This is a genomic window from Tenacibaculum sp. nBUS_03, assembly GCF_051201695.1.
Taxonomy (GTDB): Bacteria; Bacteroidota; Bacteroidia; order Flavobacteriales; family Flavobacteriaceae; genus Polaribacter.
Genome location: NZ_CP179214.1, coordinates 2,581,708 through 2,606,028, shown reverse-complemented (window position 1 = coordinate 2,606,028; position 24,321 = coordinate 2,581,708). Strand labels below are relative to the sequence as shown.

Sequence of the window (24,321 nt, the reverse complement as noted above, 5' to 3'; positions counted from 1 at the left end):
CTTATTTGTATGAACGTTGTTTTAATTCAATATCGTTAAACTCTAACTCTTCTTTGTGTAAAATTGCTTCGGCTGGTTCTCCTTTATATTCCCATGCCGCTACGTATGCATAGTCTTTATCATTACGCTTTGCTTCACCTTTTTGTAGTCCATCCAACTCAACAGATTCTTCTCTAAAGTGACCTCCACAAGATTCATTTCTATCTAAAGCATCTTTAGCAAATAATTCACCTAACTCTAGAAAATCTGCTACTCGACCTGCTTTTTCTAACTCCGGATTCATTTCATTCGCATCACCAGGCACGGTTACATTTTTCCAAAAATCTTCACGTAAGGCTTTAATTTCAACCATAGCTTCTTTTAAACCTTTTTCATTACGAGACATACCACATTTCTCCCACATAATATTTCCTAGCTTTTTGTGGTAATAATCTACAGAGTGCTTTCCTTTATTTGAAATGAAAAAATTAATTCGATCTTTCACATCGTTTTCTGCAACATCAAATTCTTTTGTGTCAGTTGGTATTTTTCCTGTACGAATATCATTAGATAAATAATCGCCAATAGTATAAGGTAATACGAAATAGCCATCAGATAAACCTTGCATCAATGCTGATGCTCCTAATCGGTTAGCACCATGATCAGAGAAGTTAGCTTCGCCTAAACAATACAAACCATCAACTGTAGTCATCAAATTATAATCAACCCACACTCCTCCCATTGTATAATGAACAGCAGGATAAATCATCATTGGTGTTTTATAAGGGTCTTGATCTACAATTTTATGGTACATCTGGAATAAGTTTCCATATTTTGCTTCAACAATAGCTTGCCCTAACTCATATACTTTCTCATCAGAAGGATTACTAATATTATGTATTTTACACTGTTCTCTTCCATAACGATCAATTGCTGAAGCGAAATCTAAGTAAACAGCTTCTCCTGTTGCATTAACACCAAAACCAGCATCACAACGTTCTTTCGCTGCACGCGAAGCTACATCACGGGGTACTAAGTTTCCAAAGGCAGGGTACCTTCTTTCTAAATAATAGTCTCTATCATCTTCTAATAATTCAGTTGGTTTTTTACTTCCTTCTCTAATTGCCTTCACATCATCTAAGTGCTTAGGAACCCAAATACGCCCATCATTACGTAATGATTCAGACATTAACGTTAGTTTAGACTGGTAATCTCCCGAACGAGGGATACAAGTTGGGTGAATTTGTGTATAGCAAGGATTTGCAAAATATGCTCCTTTCTTATGAATTTTCCATGCTGCTGTTGCATTAGAACCCATTGCATTCGTTGACAAGAAATATACATTTCCATAACCTCCTGAAGCTATAACTACTGCGTGAGCAGAATGACGTTCTATCTCACCAGTTACTAAATTACGAGCAATAATACCACGAGCTTTACCATCAACAATAACTACATCTAGCATTTCATGACGATTAAACATCTCAATCTTACCACGAGCTATTTGACGATTCATTGCAGAATATGCACCTAGCAACAATTGCTGACCTGTTTGTCCTTTTGCATAAAATGTACGAGACACAAGTACTCCACCAAACGAACGGTTATCAAGCAAACCACCATAATCACGAGCAAAAGGAACACCTTGTGCCACACATTGATCAATAATATTTGCAGAAACCTCAGCTAAACGATGAACGTTTGCTTCACGAGAACGGTAATCTCCACCTTTCACTGTATCGTAAAATAAACGGTAAAATGAGTCACCATCACCCTGATAATTTTTTGCTGCATTTATTCCTCCTTGAGCTGCGATAGAATGGGCTCTACGAGGAGAATCTTGGTAAGCAAATGCTTTTACATTATACCCTAACTCTGCTAGAGTTGCAGAAGCAGAACCACCTGCTAAACCAGTACCTACTACAATAACATCTATCAAACGTTTATTGGCAGGGTTTACCAAGTCTATTTTATCTTTATAAGTAGTCCATTTATCTTTTAAAGGGACCTTTTGGAGTTTTTGAATCTAAAGTTGCCATACTTGTTTCGTATTAATGATTGAAATGATGAAATAACGCGATAATCATAAATCCAACAGGAATACCTATTGCATAAACTTTACTAAACGTTTTCAATCCTTTAGTATATTTATTATTTGCACCGACTGACTGGAATGCTGAATTAAACCCATGTAACAAATGCATTGCCAAGAACCCGAAAGCCACAACATAGGCAACTACTCTTGCTGGGTTATAAAATTTGTGTTGTAACTCATGAAAGTACCTAAATTCACCATCATGTAACCCGCTCCAATCACCGTTTATAAATTTGGTGTTAATTTCTGGAAACCAAAAATCAATAAAATGTAATGCTACGAAAGCCAGAATCGCTAAACCAGACCAAATCATGTTTCTGCTCATCCAAGTAGAATTTGCTGCTCCATTATTTCTAGCATAACTTACTTTACGTGCGCTCTTGTTTTTTAATTCTAGTATGAACCCCATTACAAAATGAAAAACAACTCCAAAAATTAATACAGGTTGCATTGCATACTGAATTATCGGATTTGTACCCATAAAGTGCGACAGTTTGTTAAATGTAGCTCCATCATCAGGGAAAATTGAGGTAATGTTAATTGCAAAATGTTGTAATAAGAAAAACATCAGGAAGAATGCTGAAAGTGCCATAGCAAACTTTCTTCCGATAGAAGATTTTAGTAATCCGCTCATTATTTTGTTTATTGATTAAATAATAAGTACAAATTTAAGAGGAACGCGCTACTTGAACAAACTTTACGAATTGTTTTATTTAATATTTAGAATGGGTATAAATAGAATAAGAGGAATGACTGGTGACATTCACCGTTTATTATCTAATTTTTAGTTGGGCTGAATAAATTTTCCGAAATAATATAATAATCCGTAAATCTTTATTTAATTAAACTATTGATTTTATTACTAAGTATATAGAACTCCTCAATATTAATTAAATTTTCAAAACCGTTTAAAGTACTTGAAAAACTATTTTTTTGTATGTTAACATCTCTACTTACAGGTATTAAATTTTTTAAACCATCTATGTTTCGTAGTTTTCGATGATTTACTATCTCTTAATTAGCCTTAAAGGATGAAATATTCAAATCATCAATACTCTACAATTCGTTATTGTCTGTTATTCTCACTGAACTGGTTTCTTCAAAAGTAACTTGTTAAAAAAAATCAACACTACTTAAAGAGGGATTCCGAACTAATAAAAAGTACCCGTTAAGTTTTTTAATGATTTTAGCGTTAAAACATTCTTATTTTCTACTAAACTAAAACTATTTTTTACCTGTTTTAAGTTTTGAAGTACATTTAGATTTTCAAATGAATTGATTAATAATATCTGACAGCTCATTAAATTTTTCTAACGGAATCATATGTCCACAATTTTTAATACAAACGTACCGTCCTTTAGATAAGGTTTTTGATGTGGTTTTTATACTTTCAGCACTTACCAAAGCGTCATTTTCAGCAGAGACAAACAAAACAGGAACCTTTAATTTTGATACGTGTTCAGAAATATCAACTCTTGAAGATGTTGCTTTTAATTGACGTATTAAAACCTTCTTTCCTAAATCACTATCCATTTTTTTTATGACAGATATAATATTTTCATTTTGATAGTTGTCAGGGTGAAGAAACTGTTGAATTCTATGCTTTGAAACACCTTTGTATTTATGCTGTTCTAGAAAATCAATGGTACTTTTTCGTAATTGAATTTCATTCTGATCCAATGCGTCTGAATTTGCAGCAATTACGACTAATTCTTTTACCATTTCTGGATAAGCAACCGCAAAGTTCATGGCAGAAAATCCACCTAAAGAAAACCCTACAATTATTGCAGGAGCGTCAATCGCATTTATTATAAGTTTATTAATATCACTAAAAGAAGTAGCTGATGTAATATCAATATGAACAAAGTTTGTGTATTTTAACCTTGAAAACACAAGCTTCCATAAGTCTATCGTGCACATAGTCCCAGATATAAAATATACCTTTTTCATCAACTTTTTTTATTAGAAAACACCAAGCACTTCTTATTTTCCCATTTTCCTAGCAACGATTCATCAGAAATAACATCTCCTTTACACGTTAAGAATTTGCCTTGTTTATCTTTTTTAATTACCTTCAATCTTCCCTGATGCATAGCATTTATTATCTGATATATCAACCCTTGTTTAGGAGTTACACTTCCTTTTTTAGTAAAAGTCAAGCCAACATCATTGTTAAATAAATCCATGCAAGAAGAAATTTGATCTGGAACTACGCCATCTTCTAATTTACGTTTTTTAAACGTCTGATAGTTTTCTTTTTCATGCGCTCTTCCCAAAGAACGAGCTGCATTTTCACCTATTTTTTGACGCAAACGTGCCATCCAAAAAGCATGACGAAAAGCATCTACTTCTCCACCAGAAGGATCCCCATCCAATAATGGTGATTTCTTGATAGAATCTGCTACTTTAGTTGCTTCTTTTGATATAAGTAAAGCCTTTTTAGCTTTAAATGGGTGAGAAAGCACCCACATTTTTTTTGGAAAAGACAGCTTTCTAAATTTTTCCCAACTTGATTGAGAAAACAATGAAGTACTTGTAAAAATGAACAAAAACAGAATTTTTTTAAACATGAATATGTTAGTTTTTACTGTTAACCTGCTCTTGTAACTCAACAATTTTACATTCTAAATCGTGTAACCTATCATAAACATCAACTGGTTCAGGCATTTGCTTAGAAGCAAACATAGAAACATACCAAACCTCCATTATTTCCTCGGCATTTATAGTATACATTGGATAATTACCATCTTTATTATCGCTTTTTAAGATAAGCTTCCCACGTTCTTGAATTCTATTAATAACTCTTTTTAATACAATACCATCATTTTTGCTAACTATAATATATATACGACCATCTTTAATATCATTCAGGTTTTCAACATATTTACCAAAAACTAAATCACCATCAAAAAATGTACGCACCATAGAATTGCCCTGTACTTCAAAACAACGGAAAGTTCCATTATTTAAATGAGGCATATGAAAAGAAGGTAATTGTTCAATATAACTAGAATCTCCATACCCATTTAAATACCCCGCTCTTGCTTGAACAGGTACATAAATTACATTTTCATTACCTGAATCATTAACAGAAACAACCTGAGGAACTCCAGAATATGTTGGAGTGTTTTTTACTTCAGACGTAAGCATAATGTCACTTTTTCCAAATAAGTAATCAGGATTTATATTAAATTCATTAATAATCGCAGTAAGAACATCGTACCCAGGTTTTGTCTTCTTTCTGGTCCCATCTGCTTGTGGCCTTCCGTTAATTATACTATCTACAGTAGTTCCAGTAACTCCAATTCGTTTTGAAAAAGAGAAATTGTTTAAATTAAAAGTATTTCTAATAGTTGCTATTTTTTCTGATATCCCCATACCTTCATTTTTATGAAAAAATTAAACATTTTACATAATTAATCAAACTTTTGTTTTGTTTGGTTTGTAAAATGTGATATATTTGCACTGTAATTAATTGCTAATATACAAAAAAACTTTAAAAATCAAACATTTGTATAGTTTTGGTAATTGCGTTTTAGAGGTTTCGACTTGATTTCAATCATTTTTTTAAAACCTCATCCTTTTAATTCAAACATTTTATTGAATTAAGTTCAAAACAAGAAGCAGAAACTGTTAGAAAAGCAAAACAACAGTTGCTCAATTGAGCTTATTAAAAAAATTAAAATCTATTAAAATGAGTAAAAAACCAATTAAATCAAACCTATTTAGGTTTGTGACATTACGAAGCCCTCAAACAATTGAAGAGAAAAATTTAAATATTGGATTTATATCTTTTCCTGAAGAAAAAAGAACTGAAAGCCTTGCTTTAAAAGCAGTTGAAACAGCAACTACTGAAGAAGAAAGAAAAATAGCACTAAAAACTGCTTACGATACTGGATTCGCTCCTGTTGCAAAAAGACAAGAAGTGAAAAACCTACATGACAACCTTTTTAGGTTCTCAAATTGGTTAATGCGCAATAAAACAAATGTATCTTATGCATCAATTAAATCAAATTTATATGGAGCACAAGAACTTACTCTTGACCAAGAACGTATTCTTTGGGACAATTTATTTTATCAAACTATCTATAAATCATCTGCAAATGTAAGGGAAGCTTTAATACAAGTACTAGTAGCGAATAAATTTTTAAAAGCATTTAATGCGTTCACTAATAGCTTTTCTCAAGAGTTAACCGGTGAAATTATATTTACAGAAGAAAATGAAAAAGAATTTGTTCGTAGAGCTAACGCCAGTGTAATTATTCCAAAAGAAGTAGTTATTTCTAGCAGAAAACAAACACTAGAGAATACCTCTAAATTACCAGCTAACGTAGCTAGCTATATGAAAGCAAATCTAGAAGTAGCGCAAGCAAAAAAACGATTACAAAAATATGAGGATATACTCGGTGAAGTTCAAAAAATTGAAAAAATACATCTAAAAAAAGAACAAAAAAGACACCAAGCGGCTCTAGAGGCACACAGCTCACAAGTAGAAGCTATTAAGAGAGCTGCAACTCCAACCATACAAAAAATTTTAGATTCAGAATCAGGTTTTGAAAAAACAATAGAAACTTTTCCTGACTTAGAGTTGCCAAAATTTGAATTCACAAAAACCGTTGAAATTGACAGAAACACTAATGCTCCAGACCCTGACCTTCAGTTTTCTCAAGGCACATTAAACGTTTTAAATTCAGAAGAATTTAAAAACTTAGATATATTCTCAGAAGTTAAAAAAACACTTGAGAAAAAAATAAAAACTCAATATCAAACAATTTTTAATACAACACCAGAAGACACGAGAAACGTTAATGTACGTGGTGAAAACATTAGTATAAATGTTGAAAATCAAAAGCCTTTATATTCATATACTGGCTACTTACACAGTAATTCAAATAAAGAATCTAGTGTAATTGTACATTTAAAAGTTGAAGACGCAAACAACATCTCAGTAACATCAACATCGTATGAAATCACTAACTCGAACAATGAAACACTCTACTCGGGTACAACTGTTAAAAGTAAAAAAAGCAGCTTAGACTCTGTACTAGAAATTGAATTTTTCCCGGAGAAAACTAATTTCATAAGCGAAGGAAACTATAAGATAAAAGCTGAATTTACTTTAAGTAGTGGAGAAACATTAATATTTGGATTAGACGATTTTACAATTTATACTGATGATGGTTATTTAGAATCAAAAGGTATTTTTGGTCAATGCTCAATAAAAAATCCTGAAGATAATGCAGACAAAGGTGGCGAAGGAATATTATACGGTATCTCTCAATTAGGTATTGCCGATTTTAGAAGGGTTGAACAAGAAGTGTGTTGCTATGTCCCTGGTGAAGTATCACATATTGACAATATAATGGCTAAAGAATACAAAGAACGAACCACAAGAAGCTTATCAAGTAGAGAAACCGCTACAGAAAGAAACTCTGAGAGAGAAGTAGAAAACCTAACAGACACAATTACAACTGAGCGAAATGAAATGCACAATGAAGCTTCGTCAATTGTTAATAAAGATACAGCTACGAGTTTTGGAGCGAACGCTAGCTACACTGGATTTGGAGCAACTGTTGGCATGAATTACAACAGATCTTCTTCAAATGCCATTTCAGATTCTAATACACAAGCAAAAACATACGCACAAGATGTAACTGAAAAAGCATTAGAACGTGTAATTCAAAAAACAAGCACAAAACGCACCTCAAGAATATTACAAGAACATGAAGAAAACAATTCTCATGGATTTGACAATAGAAAGGGTGATAAACACATTAATGGAGTTTATAGATGGGTAGACAAGATATATAAAAACAAAATAATAAACTACGGCAAACGATTAATGTATGAATTTGCTTTACCTGAACCTGCTAAGTTTTTAATAAACTCGCAAATAGGAAACGAGGATGATACTTTATTTATTACTCCTCCTAAAAAACCAGTTCATCCTAAAGATTTAAAAAACCTGACTATAAAAAGCCCTTCTGATTTAAATGAATCTAATTATCAAATACTAGAAGGCATATACAGCATTGATATTGACACTCCATTAGCTAACGATATAATTTTAAATAAAAGTAGAAGTGGTGTGCATCAAAAAGGTGGAGGATCAGGGAGTTTTACTACAGAAATCCCAGAAAACTATGAATGTAATTATTTTACAGTAACGCTAACCGGAACTGTTGCCGCTGGTGGAATAAAAAAAAACATGGGCTTTACTGCTGTAGTTGCTGGAATAACACCTGCTACTGGAGATAGAGAATTTTTTAGTAACGAAGGTGCTCTTGATAAAATTAAAAACGAACTACCATACTCAATACGCACTTGGGATGTTGGAGCTTATACCTTGAGTCTTAAGCTTAACTGCAACCTTACCAATGAAGCTAAAGAAGAATGGAAAAGTAAAGCATACAAGAAAATAATTGATGCATATAATTTACAACTTCAAGACTACAACATTAACTTAAAAGAATATGAAGATCAATTAAAATTACAAAAGGAAGAACTTAAACGTAAAGAAGAAGAAAAATCTGTAAAAGATAAAGGAGGATTAGCAAACAGAGCTATTGAAAAAAGAGAATTAAAGCGTATCGCTATAGATTTACTAACTAAACCTTTTGATTTATCTACTGCTGAAAGTCATTATATCAATGAAGACTACAAAACAGTAAATAGAAGTGCACGCTTTCAACAACATAATGAGGTAATTAAATTCTTCGAACAAGCATTCGATTGGGAAATCATGGCATACACTTTTTACCCTTATTTCTATGGGAAAAAAGATAATTGGAGCGAATCGTTAAAACTTGAAGAAGGAAATGACCCAATATTTAAAGCCTTTTTACAAAGCGCCATGGCTAAAACTATAATTCCTGTTCGTCAAGGATTTGAAGATACTGTAAACTGGTATATGAAAACTGGAGAAATTTGGAATGGCCAAGGTATGGTTACCAATATGGATGACGATTTATATGTGTCTATTGCCGACGAAATGAAAGCCATACAAGGTGATGTTGAAGGAACTTGGGAAACAAGAGTACCAACCTCATTAACTGTATTACAAGCAGATTCTGTAGCTTTAAACGAAGGAGGCTTACCATGCAATCCAAACTGTGAGGAAAACGGGTTGTTCAGCAGTGTAAAAACATCACCAGATGGTGTTGACTTTGACATTGTTGGCCAAACAAATACCGTAGCTTAAGTGTTGTTAAACACATTAACAACAAACTTTACCTAAGTGTTTTATTAGAATAAAGTTCGTTTTAGATGAATTTGTGATAGGGACAATAATTCTTACAATTGCTCCCTATCACTTCTAATATCTTTTTTTAAAAATTTGGTTTTAAATAGTCACAACTATTATTCTAAAAACCTACAAATACAAAAGGTAAAGTTTGTTTTTTATCAACCTTAAAAAACAAACGCTATGCATTCACATATATACGGAAAAAAACACTTTGAACATAAAACTAATTTTGGAGATACACTAGTTTTTTCAGACATAGTACAAAACAAAATCAAAGAAACAGAAACCATTAACGAAGTCCTTTTTATAGAGATAGAAAAAGGATATAAAACACTAAACAAATACTATATTCACTTTGACAGAATATTATCTTCAGAGTATGGAACATTCTATTTAGATCAAAACAATCAAACTTCAGGATATGCAAAAACAGAAGAAATTGAATACGAAGTAACTGAAAAAACTTTTAGCATAATAGAAGCTCATAAACAGGACTTTCAAGATGGGAAAATACCTTATTACACTATCAACTCTAGAAATTACATTATGCTAGATAGTAATTTTAATTTAGATGAAGTTGTAATAGGAAAACAGCCCAAAAGCAAACCCAACCATAATATTGAGTATGAAGCTTTTGTTACATTATTTATTTCAGAAGACGGAGCACGTTTAGAACACGCTTACCAAAATATCAAAAGCGTAAATGACCATGAAGTACTTATTTTTATTGAACGAAACTCAGGCACCAATTTATTCGGCACTGTATTTCGATTAAAAAAAGGAAGAAATGTAAAAACACTACCTGAAACTGACAGAATTAGAGTAGCACAGATAGCCAGAGCTTATGGTGTATCTATAATTGCAAATGAGCTTTCAACGATGATTCGTGAAGAATTAAAAAATGAAAACAGCTGGTTTTATCTATTATTGTTTAAAAACCTGCAAGAAGGTAGTAAAATCATACGTTGGGGGACTAGCACCACTCTAACTGGGCTATCTACTGGCCTTAAAGACATCAGTAAATTAATCAATGAAGCAAAACTTGGAAATACATATTGGGACACTCAAAGTAAAGACGGAAAAGGAAATCGTAATTTTTCTCCTTTATTACCCAAACTCCCTGAAGATGGTGTTTTAAACACCAAAGAATTGACAAGTAAAATATACTCAACATATATAGCTCCATTAGGTGAAAGATTAGTTTCATTTGAAAAACAAATTCAAGAACATAGCTTTATAAAAAAGTTAGTACGTTTTGACGCAACAAAGTTTGTAAATACCCTTAAAGGCATCCCAGAAATACTCGATACTTTTTTTGAAGTAATAAATGATAAACTACATGAATTTTACTATTTTATTAATGGATTATTAGTAGGTTTAATTAATAGTATTGTAGAGTTTTTTAAAGCTATTTTTGATATATTAGCATTGTTACTGGATATTATAAATGGCGTAATTCAGTCAACCAAGTTCTTTGAAAACCCAACAAGTTACTTAAGTATGTTTGTTGAAAGTTTTGAAAACTTTATAGATATTATTACAAACGCTTTTACAGTAGAAAATCTTAAAAAGGTAGTTTCCTTTTTAGCAGAATTACCTAAGTTATCCTTTGCTTTAATAAAAGGACTTTTTAACAAGGTAAGCAATGTAGAGGTTGCCCCAAGTGCACTAGGATACTATTTAGGCTTTTCAATTGGTTTTATAGCTTCAGAAGTAGTTACTTTTTTCTTAACCGGAGGTTCAGGAAATATTGCAAAAGGGTTAAAAACCGTATTTCAATCGTACAAATCTTTAGCAAACACAACAGGAAAAGCAATTCGAAAAACAGTAACGTTTACCTTTGATACTTTTATTAAGGTAGTTAAAAAGTTATTAGACTTTTCTAAAAACATTCCAAAGTATGTTGATGAATTAAGAGGTTTGATTTTGGATTTTATTAGGAAGTTAAACAAAAGAGTCCTTATCTTTTCTGATGAAATATTAACACTATACAATAAGTTAGGTATTGTTATAAAAAAAGTACCACAACAGCCTGTTTTAGCGAGTGGTATTCCAGTACCTGTTGGAGATAATATTTATGCACTTATCAGAGAAGGAAAAGAAGTTTTTCGGGGTTCTAAAAAAGAAGTAGAAGAACTTGCTGAAAAACTAAAGAAACTTAGTAAAGAAGGTGCTGAAAAGTATTTGGATGAGTTCTTGGAAACCAAGAATTATGAAAATAAATTATTAAAGGTTGCTAATGGAGAATATATTAAAAAGCTTCTTACCTCTAATATTGATATTTTTGATAAATTTGGAAAAAGAATTTTTAGAGTAAGTAAAAAAGATTTCGATACCTTTATTAAATTTACGAAAAAGACGAAAAAAGAACGAAAAAAAATAATAGAACAAGTAAATAAGGAACTAAGATTAAGAAAGGCGAAATATAACCCTCAAACAGCTAAACAAAAAGGGTATGATGTTCCTTTAAGTAAAAATGGTACCTCTCCTGATTTTGAAGAAACGCCTTATTTATTCAATAATAAAGGTATTGTTAAAATTCAACTAAAAGGAAGTAGAAAATTAGATTTTGACGAAGCTTTTGAAAAAATGGAAATAATGGATAATAAAACTAGAAAAGCCATACTAGAGGAGTATACATGGCATCATCTAGATGATTTAGATGAGAATTTAGGGTGTACTATGCAATTAGTTTTAAGAGAGGCTCATGAAGCAACCTACAAACATTTTGGTTCCGCTGGGCAATCTGTTTTTTTAATACCATTAACAAAATACTTATAATGACCGATTTTTATTTAACAAAAGAGAAAATTAAAAGTGAAGATTTAGTAGCTTTTGAAAAGGAATTCAAGCTCAATTTGCCAGAAATATATAAAGCACATGTGCTAAAGTTCAACGGAGGAGCTCCCGAGAAAGATTATTTTAAAGGTGTAAATATAGCTCACTTTAACCCAATCAAAAATGGAAAAATAACACTAGAGAATCAAATCATATCCTTAAAAGATGTTTTACCCTTAGGTTATCTTCCTTTTGCATATGACCCAGGAGGTAATCAGATATGTATGGATCTAAATGAAGGAAAAGACTATGGAAAGATCTATTATTTACTCATGGATATGGGAGATATAGAACCCGAGTTTCTTGCGAATTCGTTTGAAGACTTCTTGAGTGGACTTTCTGAAGATGATGATTATTAAAGAATAAGTAAATTGTCTTTATAAATAAAAAAGGTTGTCAATTAATTGACAACCTTTTTTATTTATAAAGTCGCCACTTTTTTCTTAACTGGAGGTTCAGGAAATATTGCAAAAGGAATAAAAACCGTATTTCAATCGTACAAACCTTTAGCAAACACAACAGGAAAAGCAATTCGAAAAACAGTAACGTTTACCTTTGATACTTTTATTAAGGTAGTTAAAAAGTTATTAGACTTTTCTAAAAACATTCCAAAGTATGTTGATGAATTTAAAAAAATAATTTTAGAATTTATTAATAAACTAAACAGTGTTGTTAATCAAATTTTTAATGGCTTAGAAGCCGCTCTTGATTTACTATATGACTTAGGTGTTGTTATTTCTCAAAAACTAGATCCTAATACAGGAAAAGTACTCGCGCAGCAAGCTAATGGAGCAATTTATATAGTAAAGCAAAATGGGAAAACCATTTTGGAGGGTACAGAAGATGCTATTCGTAAATTTGCACAACGAATTGATGAGATTCGTACTAGTGGAGGAAACGCGAAGAAGAAAGTTCAACATTATTTAGATAAATTGGCAGAGGATTTGAGTATTAAGTATAGTAATGTTTTAAATGAAAGAAGTTTAAAAGTTCTAAGGGAAAAAGGGGCTAGTACCAATATTTCAATTCTAGATGCGGAAGAGGATATTATAATGAAAGGTAAACAGGATGATATTGAGAAATATCTTAAAAAAATGGAAAAGAGCAATGAGGAGATTATTTCTGAATTTGATAGGGTGCTTAAAATAGCTGTTAAGAGCGATTCCAAAAGATTTGACCCGTTGAAAAAAGCATTAATAAAATATAGAAATAAAGGAATTAATATTTTAAAAAGTGGGCTTAAAGGAGGAACTGAAAAAGGAAGAGGTTTGGTGCCGGATTTTCTACATACACCGCAGTATTTATTTAATGCTGATAAAAGATTTGGTAAGATTAAGATAAAAGTAACAGGGATAGACAGTGATGATTTTCGTCTTTGTAATGAAGCGGTAGAAAAGTTTATGCCTGGGTTTACCAAAAAGTATGTGCCAAATGGCAAAAATAAGCCGAATAGGTATACATGGCATCATATGGATGATTATGATCCCATTACAGGAGAGTGTACTATGCAGTTGGTAAAGACAAAAATACATACCGCATGTTTTCCTCATAAAGGAGCTCCTGGTATAATAGAGTTGTTTTTTGGTATTGCAAGGTCAAAATCATAATAAGTAAAATATGAAAAAAATGAAAATAACAGACAGTATTGAAAAAATTTCATTAGATAAGTTTGAGCAATTTGTGAAAATATATGATTTAAACTTACCAAACTCGTACACGGAGTTTATTCTTCAAAATAACGGAGGGTACCCTGATAAATCTAATTTTTACTCTAAAAAAGTAGGGTTGGACTTTGATTTTGATTTTTTCTATTCAATTGATCCAGAATATAAAAATAATGATGTACTGGATGCTTTAGATGACTTAGTAACTGTTAATGAAATTATTGAGGATTATCAGATTGAAGAGAAAGAGTTACCTGAGTTTTTATATCCTTTTGGACAGAATTCGGGCGGAGCAACTTATTGTATTTCTACTAAAGATGAGGATTATGATACCATTTATCTGCATTATTGGGATGGGAGTAGTTTACAGTATGTATGTAGTTCTTTTCAAGAATTTATAGAAGGATTACATTAGAGGTAATATCTTAAGTATTAATGAATAATACATAATCGATAAACTCTCTACTATAGCGTGTATTTGTAATCCAGGTCAAGTATTAGTAGATAGCAAGAATTATATAAAAAATATGGCTACCTTACATTAGATTGTGAGGTAGTTTTTTGTTTTGTCGCTTCTGCTGAAGTTATTACCTTTAATTAGTGGAGTTATTTAAAGGCTATCTAACAAAAACAATTACAACTGATGAGAATAATAAAGGCACATTTAATGACGCCCATTTTTTATTTGTATGAAGTAGAAAAACTGGAACAGTTTTAATTAAATAATGGCGAATAAATTTAAGAATGTCCATGATAAAAGTACTATAGATATTTTTGAATCCTTAAGTTAGGTAAAAGAAAACAGAGAGTTTAGTTTTGAATCAATAATGGAAAACGCTCCCATAAGAGGAAAATTAAAATTTACAAATGAAGAGATTTATTCTTACTTAATGAATTTCGAATCCTTTATCAAAAACGAAGAGTTTAGCTCATTAACAGATGGTAGACCTACAAATCACCCTAGGGAACAAGAATAACTCAAGAAGCTAATTATATTTTAGATTCAATACTTTTATCATCAGAACAAAAAAATTAAACTACCTAAAAATTAGATGGTTTTTTATTGAAATAAAAGATAGCTAATAAATTTAAAATCATACTTTAACAAAACAATAGTATCATTTTAACAGCGTTTTAAAACATATGTTTGTATGTTTAACATGCATATGAAATTAAAAATAAAACGCTATGAAAAACCCATCAAAAAAAGCACCTCCTTTTTTGTGCGAACGAATCTTTAAAGTTTTTACAAAAAACAATGTAGTTGATTTATCAGAATCACTTTCTATTATCAACAATAAAGCTTCTAAATCTTTCTTCGAAAAGGAAATTTTCCAACTAAGCTTCTCTTTGCTCATTAAAGGAGCTACAAAGCTATTGAGCATATTGGTAACCGCTAATGAATACATTAGTGAAGAAGACTGTAATGAGCTTCAAAACAAGTTAGGCATTGAAATTGAAGGATGTGGAATGCAATTTACCATTCTTAATTTCGCATACAGTTTTACACTACAAATAGATCAAAAAAACAGTGTATTTATTGACACTGATTCTGTGAAAAATGGATGTATCTATTTCAATAAAGAAAGGACTTAAAAACCAATAAACTAAAACAATTTACAAAAGTATTTGTAAATTGTTTTGTTTTAATTAGTAATATGTTATATATTTGTATTGCTTTTCTAATAGTTCATTTATTTATTAACCTTTTTAATGTTAAGCAGAAACCAAAGAAGTTAGATTAAACCTCCATCAGGTATAGAAAAAAAGAAAAAGAATCGAAAACTTAAAAGTTTTGTCTGCTAACGCTTAAAATCAAACATTTGTATGAATAGTTTAATATCAACAGCGTTATCACAATATGGCGTAAAAGAAATAAGAGGCTCTAAAGATCACCCCCAAATTGTAAATTACTTTACATCCTTAGGGTTTGATGGAGCAAAATTTAAGGATGAAACAGCTTGGTGTAGTGCCTTTGCTAGTTGGGTAGCCAAACAAGCAGGTTACGAATACTCAGACAAATTAACAGCAAGAAGCTGGTTAACTGTAGGTACCTCATCAAATAAACCTGAACCAGGCAATGTCGTTGTTTTATGGAGAGAATCTCCAAACAGCTGGAAAGGGCATGTTGCTTTTTTAATAAAAGAATCAAAAAGATATGTTTACCTACTAGGCGGTAATCAAGGAAATAGTGTGAGTATAAAAGCATATCCAAAAAAAAGAGTGCTAGAATATAGAAAACTAAGAAAAAATGGATAAGATAACACATATCATTTTTTGGTTGTTAGCTTTACTATCACCTTTAAATGGAGTGTTAACAACCATGATGTTTTTAATTATAGTTGATTTTATAACCGGAGCATATGCTGCAATAAAATTGCAAACACCTATAAAAAGCGGAAAAATTGCAAATACAATATCTAAGTTTTTTATCTATAATTTAGTGATTATATCCGCTTATTTTTTAGAAAAACACATTGTAAATGAAGTACCCTTCTTAAAAATAATTGCAGGTTTTATAGCTGTCACTGAAATAAAATCAATTTTAGAAAATTATAATAAAATTTACGGCGTTAACCCCTTTAAAGCTCTACTTAATTTATTAAAACAAAGCGGTCTAAAAGACACTATAAACCAAATAGCCGAAGAAAAAGATCAAGAAAAAAAATAAGAAAAGAAAAAGTTTAGTCGCTAACAATTAGTTTATAGCGCCTCTTTTTTATCAGAAACCAATTTAATAAACCGATAAAAAAGTAAAAAATGAAACAAAACAAAGAAACTTTAAAAGCATATTTTGAAACTGGAGACAAACCAACCCAACAACAGTTTTCAGATTTAATTGATAGCTTTATTGATACAAAACAACCAGTAGGAGAAAACAACAGAACATTTACCATTAATCAAGAAGGAAATGTATCTTTAATTACCAAAGAAAAATCTGTTTTTAAAACAGCAAAAATTTTTATATCTGAAACCGAATTAGAATCAGGTGAAACAAAAATAATTATTCCTGCACAAGGAGAAAACACCATTATTGATATCCTTTCAGTGAATACTGTTTTTAACTTTAATGGAAACTATTACGGAGATTCATATTTATTATTTAACCAAGGTATAGCTGCAATCTCATTATCAAATATTAATGGTGGTAATTACGTGGTAAAAACATCACAAAGTACACAAGAAAGTAGAAGTATACCTATAAACACCCCTTTTACAGTTTCACCTCAAGGCACCATTAATGCAGGAAATGATGGTTTAACTATTTATGCTACCTACAGAGTTATTACCACTGACGGATATAAAATAACTCCAGGGCTATAAGTAGCTATAGAACAATAAACATAAAAGTTTAGTCGCTAACAATTAGTTTTTAGCGCCTCTTTTTTATCAAAAAATAAACCGATAAAAAAGTAAAAAAATGAAACAAGATAAAACAACAATTAAAACCTATTTTGAAACTGGCGATAAACCAACTCAAGAACAATACTCAAATTTAGTTGATAGCTATGTAGACAGCAAACAACCTGAGGGAGAAGCAAATCGTAGATTTGTTATTAATGAAACTGGTGAAGTAAACGTTGCTCCAACACTAAATATCCCTGAATATACGTTGTCAGAAATTACGGGAAACAAATTAGCTTTATTAAAAGATGGCATAACTGTTAAAGAAATAGATTTAACTCAGTATATTGACGACACTAATTTATCTCGTTTAGCTTCAGGAACAGTTGATTCAGCAGGAATAGCTACTTTTAAAAGAGATGACAACTCAACATTTACTGTTGATTTTAGTAGTTTGGTAGGGGCTTCTGGTAATCAAACTCAAGCAGATTGGAACCAAACAGATACTACTCAAGTTGATTTTATTAAAAATAAGCCAGATGTGATTCTAGATAACAATTTTGTTGTTGTTAAAGCAGAAAACGCTACTCATACACCAAAAATTGGGAGTTTTGATAGTTTTTTTAATAATTTAGATGATGTGTTCACCGAGTTAGAATCACTAAAATTTAAAGACACCAATTTTAAAATTATTATCGCCTCAGATGGTGTTTTTCCAATAACTAAGGAATTTTCAAATATCCAGGGATTAAGCATTTACTCAGAGAAAAAAGCAATAATAAAACTGCAAAATTTCACATTCAATGTAACTAATTGTAATATTTATATGCCTAATGGAGAGATTCATGCAACAAGGTATGCATATTTTAATATTTGGAAAAATGCAAAAGTTATTTTGAATCGAGCCCTAGTTTTAGATGAAGGAGCAGCTGAAGAATCATATAGTTTATGCCCAATAAATTTTGTAAACTCTTCAAACGATTACGCTTCAATTCTTTTTGATATTAATGAATTTTATGTAGATACAACAACAGGGCAGTCTGGGAGTGTTTTTAAGCCTACCTCAGAAAAATATGACAATATAAATGTGAAAATTGGTAAAATTATTTACAAAAAAACTAGCGGTAATTCTTACATAGACTGTTTTACAAATATTAGACGTGGTGTAGATAAAGACTTACATTGTAAAATTGATGTTGGAGAAATTGACTTAACAGATTGTACAATAGGAAAATTGCAAGTTTTCAATGGTTTGGGCACATATACTTCTTGGGTGAAGTCTGAAAATTTTAATTCAGGAGGTTGTTTTGATTTGTCTATTGGCTCAATTAAAAACCCAAATCAAATAAGCGCTTATTTGTTTTCAAATACACGTAATGCAAACATTAATATGAGGTTTAAAAATTCATTTATCGAAGGAGTTAATAATTTGTTAATGAAAAACAATGGAGGTTTAGGCTACAATGCATATGTTAAATTTAGTGGTAAAGTGAAAACAAATTCTTCAACATATTTACTTCACCTTGGGAGTTGGTCTGTGGAAAAAACCGATTACAATACTGTTGAAATTCTATTACAAGAGTTAGAATGGATCAATGAAGGAACTGGTATGCTGTTTTATACAAGATTATATGGTAACCAAAACGCTATTAATACAAAAGTAGATCCAAGAATAAAAATTATAGATTGTCATTTTAAAGCTAATGGAATGTTAGGAGAAATTTCCGACACTACTAATGATGACCCTATAACAGACTCATCTGTTTTGTTTTTAGGAGAAAACAAAATAGATGTTAATGGAGCAGAGTATTTATTAAAACGTCCAGAAAATGGTGTTAATCATATTCAAGTACCTAATGCAGTGGTAAATTATGGCAAAATATTTCATAATGCTGTAAATGCTGATTTTCCTGACACTAGGTCTATAAAAGAAAAGGAATCAATATTTACTCATCAGTTATAAATATTTAATAAAGTTTAGTCGCTAACAGTTAGTTTTTAGCGACTCTTTTTTATCAAAAAAAAACTTATAAAAAAATTAAAAATGAAACAAGATAAAACAACAATTAAAACCTATTTTGAAACTGGCGATAAACCAACTCAAGAACAATACTCAAATTTAGTTGATAGCTATGTAGACAGCAAACAACCTGAGGGAGAAGCAAATCGTAGATTTGTTATTAATGAAACTGGTGAAGTAAACGTAGCTCCAACACTAAATATTCCTGAATATACATTGTCAGAAATTACAGGAAACAAATTAGCTTTACTAAAAGATGGTGTAGCCGTTAAGGAAATAGATTTAACCCAATATATTGATGATACTAATTTAGCACGTTTAGTTTCTGGTACAGTTGACTCAAACGGAATAGCAACTTTTACCCGTGATGATAACTCAACGTTTACTGTGGATTTAAGTAACCTGAAAGGTGATTTAAATCTTCAACAAGTTACAGATCTAAATAATATCACAACAAATTATATAGAGATTCAAAATAAAAACGGATTGATTATAAATCAAGGTGGCAATAGTAATTACCAATCGGTATATCACTCTCTAGGTTCTTCACACAAAAGAAATAATTTAACGGGAGTTTTTAATGAAAACTCAATTCTTTTCTTTAATTCTGGTGGATTTAACAACTCTATAATGCTAACCTACGATTATAATCAGATAATGAGTAATGGTCAAAAACGTTTAATAATACCTTATAAAAATGGCACTCTAGCCACTACCGAAGATATTCCACAAATACAAGCAGGAACAAATATCACAATTGATAATACCAATCCACAATCTCCAATTATCAATGCAGTAGGTGCTTCAAATAGTCAAACAACTTTATCCTATAATTCCTCAACAAGAACAATAGAATCTAGTACTGGTAACAATATAGTTTTACCATTAGCAGATGCCACTAAGGCCGGGTTAATGAAACCTGATTTTTATGAAGAAGGTACTTTTAATCCTGTATTAGGAGGAGGTACTTACACTAATGGAAGTACTACTGGGTCGTCATATGTTAGAATTGGAAACTTAATTCATACGTATTTACAAATACAAAATATAAATGGAAATGGTAATTCTTTAGATTTAAACATAGGAGGCATGCCTTATCCTGCCTCAGCATCTGGTTATTGGATTTCTTCTAACATGACTCTTTTTAAAGGAAGTAATTATACCAATCCTGATAAATTAATAATAGATTTTAATGTAGGGTCAGGAACTATAAGGTTCAGAGAATTAAACGGTACTTATATTGATACTATAAATTTCACCAATGGAGAAATAAGGTTAAACATAACGTATAGAACCAATATTTACACACCATAAACAAAAAGCAAAATTTAACCGCTAACTATGTTTTAGCGGTTCTTTTTCCTTTTTTAAACATCCGTGTTTTATGTTATTTCTGTGAATACTATTTCACTTTAGAAAACATACACTTTCTTTCATCCATAAAACACTAATTATGAAACTTTCAAACCCTAAGGTCAATACAATAGTATTGATAGGTATACTATTGCTGTTACTTATCAATCTATTTTCAAGAAAAACGAATAAAACTAAGGTAGAAAAACCTAAAATAACCATTGTTAGAGATACCATTTGGCAAACTAAAATAGATACTTTCAAAGTACAAACTATAAAATATAAAAAAGTATATGTTCATAAAAATGACATTACCAAAATTATAAAAGACACTGTTTTTATAAAAGACACTACCAACTTTATAGCAGCTAAAATATACCGAGATACTTTAAACAATACCGATGTAGAAATTTACAGTTACGATTTGGTAAAAGGAAAATTGTTAGACAGTCAGTTATCCTACAAATTAAAGGTACCCAGAGAAATCATGATTACTAAAACCATTGAACAGCCAAAAACCTATAGAAGCGGTCTGTACTTGTTTTCTGAAGTTGGAGGAAATGCACAAAAATTTGACAACCTAAGTTTAGGAATACAATACAATCGAAAAGGGAAATGGTTTGCTAGCTATCGTTTAAATGTAAATCAATTTAGCCAACCTACTCATAACATTGGGTTTGGATATCGATTATTCAATTAAAAAAAGAAAGAGAATGAACACTATTACAACCATAACAGACTTAATTAAATTCTTAAAAGTAGGAGCTTCCAATGGTAAAACAAATCAAGAAGTGTTGGTAAAAAAAATAACCCATGAGGCTACCTTTGAAGAAAGCACCCAGTCTTTTCGAGATTTTGGATCACAACACAAAGAAGTTAATCTTTCAAAAACAATAACCCCACAAACCATATATTTAAATAAAAATAATAACGCTTTTTTAAAACAACAGTATACCACAGGTATTTTTTACAAACCTATTACCTATCAAAATCACTTAGTATTATATCCTGAAAAAGGAATAAAGGAATATATAAAAGAATTCAATATTCCTGATGAATTATATAATGGCGGATATGGTTTTTATGTAAATCAAGAAGACACTCTAGTTACTTCAATTCAAATAACAACCTTAAACAACTTAAGTAACTATGCTGCTTACCAAGCAAGTGCTTTTTCCTATTTAAAAAGCTACTCCAGTGTTCCTTATAAGTATACAAGTGTGTACGGAAATTCAATAGCAGATACTATTAAAGTTGTTCCGAATACTGAAAGTGGGTTAATTCATAAATTTCCTGTTATTACAAAATCAATTGGTACAGGTTTTAGCTATTGTTTGTCTTATTATTATGAAAAAGATAGTACTGAAATAAGAAGCATACCACTAGCAGAAGAAGATTACCAATTTATAGGGCTACGTATTTATTGTAAAGATATAATTACGGTACTACAATTTTTAAACGAAACAATTTTTAGCTATTACAATGAGTTTACAGACTTTCAATCTAAATGGCGTAATTTATTTTTAATTAAATTAATTGAAAAAATAGCTCCTGCCTATAATAATAGTAAGCTACATAATAAAGCAGCTATTGTATATCATTTAGCGCAACCCTTATACTATGCATTTAATACTGACTCTCTTTGGAATTTACTAGAAGGGTTAGCCAAAGGCTACATACGAAACTATTTAAGTATTAATGAGGAAGATTTAATTATAAAAACATTACGAATACTTTATTTCAGGTACACACATAGGCAAAAAACAAAAACCATAGACGGCTCAAAAGTACTAGAAGAGAAAGACATTGGAAGTAAAGAAATAAACGATCTTTTTATTAAAAACTTATTAATTAGAAAAGCAGGTAAAAAAATACTTTTATACAAGCTAATTGATGGTTTAAATGGAGAGCATTTTCAAACCTATGTATATTTTATTTGGAGTATCTGGAAAAGTAGTTCGTATGCGGATATCAACCCAAAAACCAATAAATTAATAGCTATTACTGATAAAACCCCTGTACTTTTAGCATATCAATCTAAGAAAATTTTAGGATTTCATTCTGATAATGCTACCATAAACTGGAAGGGCGACCAACCTCTATTAGATATTTCTGTTAACATAAAAACAGGTAGGTTTGAAGAAAAAACAATAGAACGAGAAGATGGAGATCAAAAAATAATAGTAGAAAAGCAAGAAAAACACCAATACAGCTACCACCCGTTTTCACCATTGGTATTACAGAATGGTAAAAACCCTGCATTTCTTTTAAAAGACAAAGATCAAAAAGAAGGCATTCGCTTTACAAAGCTACCTGCATTCTTATTATACGCAAATGACCAAAAGGCTTTTTGGGAAAATGTATTAACAGGAGTAGAATATGGAGTTGATATACTAACTACTGTATCAGGGGTTGGTAACCTGATTAAAGTAGGACGTTTAGTAAAACTCCTTAAAAACGGGAAAACCTTATTGTATAAAACCAAACAAGTAACTACAGCAATTGCAGCAACAAAGGTAGTAGCTGGTGTAATAGAAGTAAGCTCAGGAGCCGTAAACACTTTGTTAAACCTCACCAGTATTGATGATACAGAGTTAGGAAAAAGTATTTCTAAATACCTTTTTTATTTAGAAATGGTAGCATTGACTGGAGAGGTTTCGGTTTTTTTAAAGGGAAAACTACAGAAAACAGCAAAAGAAATTGTAGAAAACTCTAATTTTACAAAGTCTTTAGATGAGTTAGCTAAAAAAAGAAAGGTTGATAAAAAAGGGATTATTGATGAATTAAAGAAGATATATAAAAAACAGTTTAAAGTTTCTAAAGATTTCAGGATTAATTATGGTTGGAAAAGTATTCGTGATGTCAGGCTAAATGTACTTTTGAAAAACATGAAAGGCATAACAGAAGAAACGGATGAAATTATTAAGTACATTGACAATGATACGATAATAATTCATGTTCTAGAAGATTTTGAATTCGATACTCTTTTAAGAGCTGATGGGTACTCAGAAGATATAATAGAAAACACTTCAGCAATGGCTGATTTAGATATTTACTTAAGAGCAAAAACTAATGCTGAGACTGCTATGGGTGAGATTATTCATGAAGGAATCCATTGTATAGATTATCATAAAATTAAGGATATGGATAAAGAAGGTAAAACTATAGAGGAAATAATTGCTAAATTTGGTGATAGTCATGATTTTGAGATGCGAGCATATTTAGCTGAGCAAAAATTTCAAAGAGAAGCGGGATTCCCTATAGATCATAAAGATTATTTTGCTATTAAAGAGCATATTGATGAGTTTTATCCTAAAAATATATTCATTGAGGAAGTAATCGAAGAAATAAATAATTTAATAAGTAAAGAATAATGAAACCAGAAATAAAAGAATTATTATATAATTTAACGGGAGGAGCAAATGTTCAAAAGTCATTACATCAAGCATACAAAAAAATGGAATCACTTGATGCATCAACATGTATTAATCGCTTGTTGTTTTGGAATCGAGTTGTTTGCTCGGGAGAAAGTGATTATGGGCAATATTTTGAAAAGGAGTACTTATTAAGAAGTGCTGAAATTGAACGTTTTTCAAAATTATTCGAGTACAGTCCAGTGTTACTCAAAGTATTTCATTTTGATGGTAAAAAAATCACATATAATGAGGCATTAACAGAAGATGAAATACAAGAAATACGTAAGTATATCTACGGCAGAAGACCTAAAAAACGTTTTATATTTGGACCGAGAATTCGTCAAAAAAAAGAATAAACTATATTA

19 protein-coding genes and 1 pseudogene are annotated in these 24,321 nt (G+C 30.8%); 15 read left to right on the top strand and 5 right to left on the bottom strand.

Going from position 1 to position 24,321, the window contains the following annotated elements:
- Position 1 precedes the first annotated feature (1 nt).
- The 5 genes and pseudogenes from ACMFBB_RS12050 to ACMFBB_RS12030 form a co-directional block, all read right to left on the bottom strand.
- A pseudogene (locus tag ACMFBB_RS12050) lies at positions 2–2,018 on the bottom strand (fumarate reductase/succinate dehydrogenase flavoprotein subunit).
- Between the two features lie 12 nt (positions 2,019–2,030).
- A complete protein-coding gene (locus ACMFBB_RS12045) occupies positions 2,031–2,708 on the bottom strand; it encodes a succinate dehydrogenase cytochrome b subunit (protein WP_435261027.1) in 678 nt (225 codons plus the stop codon).
- Positions 2,709–3,340: 632 nt separating this feature from the next.
- Complete coding sequence (locus ACMFBB_RS12040) at positions 3,341–4,024, bottom strand: alpha/beta fold hydrolase (RefSeq protein ID WP_435261026.1); 684 nt, start codon at positions 4,022–4,024, stop codon at positions 3,341–3,343.
- A complete protein-coding gene (locus ACMFBB_RS12035) occupies positions 4,024–4,644 on the bottom strand; it encodes a DUF6973 domain-containing protein (RefSeq protein WP_435261025.1) in 621 nt (206 codons plus the stop codon). Before ACMFBB_RS12035 ends, ACMFBB_RS12040 begins: the two co-directional genes overlap by 1 nt.
- A gap of 7 nt (positions 4,645–4,651) precedes the next feature.
- Complete coding sequence (locus ACMFBB_RS12030) at positions 4,652–5,452, bottom strand: S24 family peptidase (protein ID WP_435261024.1); 801 nt, start codon at positions 5,450–5,452, stop codon at positions 4,652–4,654.
- Positions 5,453–5,768: 316 nt separating this feature from the next.
- On the opposite strand from ACMFBB_RS12030, the gene ACMFBB_RS12025 reads away from it, so the two are divergent.
- The 15 genes from ACMFBB_RS12025 (at position 5,769) to ACMFBB_RS11955 (ending at position 24,312) form a co-directional block, all read left to right on the top strand.
- On the top strand, positions 5,769–9,275 hold the full coding sequence (locus ACMFBB_RS12025) for a hypothetical protein (RefSeq protein WP_435261023.1): 3,507 nt from the start codon (positions 5,769–5,771) through the stop codon (positions 9,273–9,275).
- Positions 9,276–9,500: 225 nt separating this feature from the next.
- A complete protein-coding gene (locus ACMFBB_RS12020) occupies positions 9,501–12,101 on the top strand; it encodes an HNH endonuclease (RefSeq protein ID WP_435261022.1) in 2,601 nt (866 codons plus the stop codon).
- Complete coding sequence (locus ACMFBB_RS12015; RefSeq protein WP_435261021.1) at positions 12,101–12,517, top strand: SMI1/KNR4 family protein; 417 nt, start codon at positions 12,101–12,103, stop codon at positions 12,515–12,517. Before ACMFBB_RS12020 ends, ACMFBB_RS12015 begins: the two co-directional genes overlap by 1 nt.
- A gap of 45 nt (positions 12,518–12,562) precedes the next feature.
- Positions 12,563–13,765 carry an HNH endonuclease gene (locus tag ACMFBB_RS12010; protein WP_435261020.1) on the top strand — a complete coding sequence of 401 codons (1,203 nt, stop codon included), beginning with the start codon at positions 12,563–12,565 and terminating at the stop codon, positions 13,763–13,765.
- A 19-nt stretch (positions 13,766–13,784) separates the two neighbouring features.
- Positions 13,785–14,237 (top strand): SMI1/KNR4 family protein, encoded by a 453-nt coding sequence (locus ACMFBB_RS12005; RefSeq protein WP_435261019.1) that lies wholly within the window; start codon positions 13,785–13,787, stop codon positions 14,235–14,237.
- Positions 14,238–14,649: 412 nt separating this feature from the next.
- Complete coding sequence (locus ACMFBB_RS12000; protein ID WP_435261018.1) at positions 14,650–14,799, top strand: hypothetical protein; 150 nt, start codon at positions 14,650–14,652, stop codon at positions 14,797–14,799.
- Between the two features lie 211 nt (positions 14,800–15,010).
- Positions 15,011–15,418: a hypothetical protein gene (locus ACMFBB_RS11995; RefSeq protein WP_435261017.1), complete on the top strand. Its 408-nt coding sequence runs from the start codon at positions 15,011–15,013 to the stop codon at positions 15,416–15,418.
- A gap of 231 nt (positions 15,419–15,649) precedes the next feature.
- Positions 15,650–16,081, top strand: a complete 432-nt coding sequence (locus ACMFBB_RS11990; protein ID WP_435261016.1) for a TIGR02594 family protein — start codon at positions 15,650–15,652, stop codon at positions 16,079–16,081.
- A complete protein-coding gene (locus ACMFBB_RS11985; RefSeq protein WP_435261015.1) occupies positions 16,074–16,493 on the top strand; it encodes a phage holin family protein in 420 nt (139 codons plus the stop codon). The genes ACMFBB_RS11990 and ACMFBB_RS11985 overlap by 8 nt, the downstream gene beginning before the upstream one ends.
- Before the next feature lie 89 nt (positions 16,494–16,582).
- Complete coding sequence (locus tag ACMFBB_RS11980; RefSeq protein WP_435261014.1) at positions 16,583–17,146, top strand: hypothetical protein; 564 nt, start codon at positions 16,583–16,585, stop codon at positions 17,144–17,146.
- Between the two features lie 97 nt (positions 17,147–17,243).
- On the top strand, positions 17,244–19,130 hold the full coding sequence (locus ACMFBB_RS11975; protein WP_435261013.1) for a hypothetical protein: 1,887 nt from the start codon (positions 17,244–17,246) through the stop codon (positions 19,128–19,130).
- Positions 19,131–19,211: 81 nt separating this feature from the next.
- On the top strand, positions 19,212–20,501 hold the full coding sequence (locus ACMFBB_RS11970; RefSeq protein WP_435261012.1) for a hypothetical protein: 1,290 nt from the start codon (positions 19,212–19,214) through the stop codon (positions 20,499–20,501).
- Between the two features lie 139 nt (positions 20,502–20,640).
- Positions 20,641–21,240 carry a hypothetical protein gene (locus tag ACMFBB_RS11965; protein ID WP_435261011.1) on the top strand — a complete coding sequence of 200 codons (600 nt, stop codon included), beginning with the start codon at positions 20,641–20,643 and terminating at the stop codon, positions 21,238–21,240.
- A 13-nt stretch (positions 21,241–21,253) separates the two neighbouring features.
- Positions 21,254–23,914, top strand: a complete 2,661-nt coding sequence (locus ACMFBB_RS11960; protein WP_435261010.1) for a hypothetical protein — start codon at positions 21,254–21,256, stop codon at positions 23,912–23,914.
- A complete protein-coding gene (locus tag ACMFBB_RS11955) occupies positions 23,914–24,312 on the top strand; it encodes a hypothetical protein (protein ID WP_435261009.1) in 399 nt (132 codons plus the stop codon). The genes ACMFBB_RS11960 and ACMFBB_RS11955 overlap by 1 nt, the downstream gene beginning before the upstream one ends.
- The last annotated feature ends 9 nt before the right edge of the window (positions 24,313–24,321 follow it).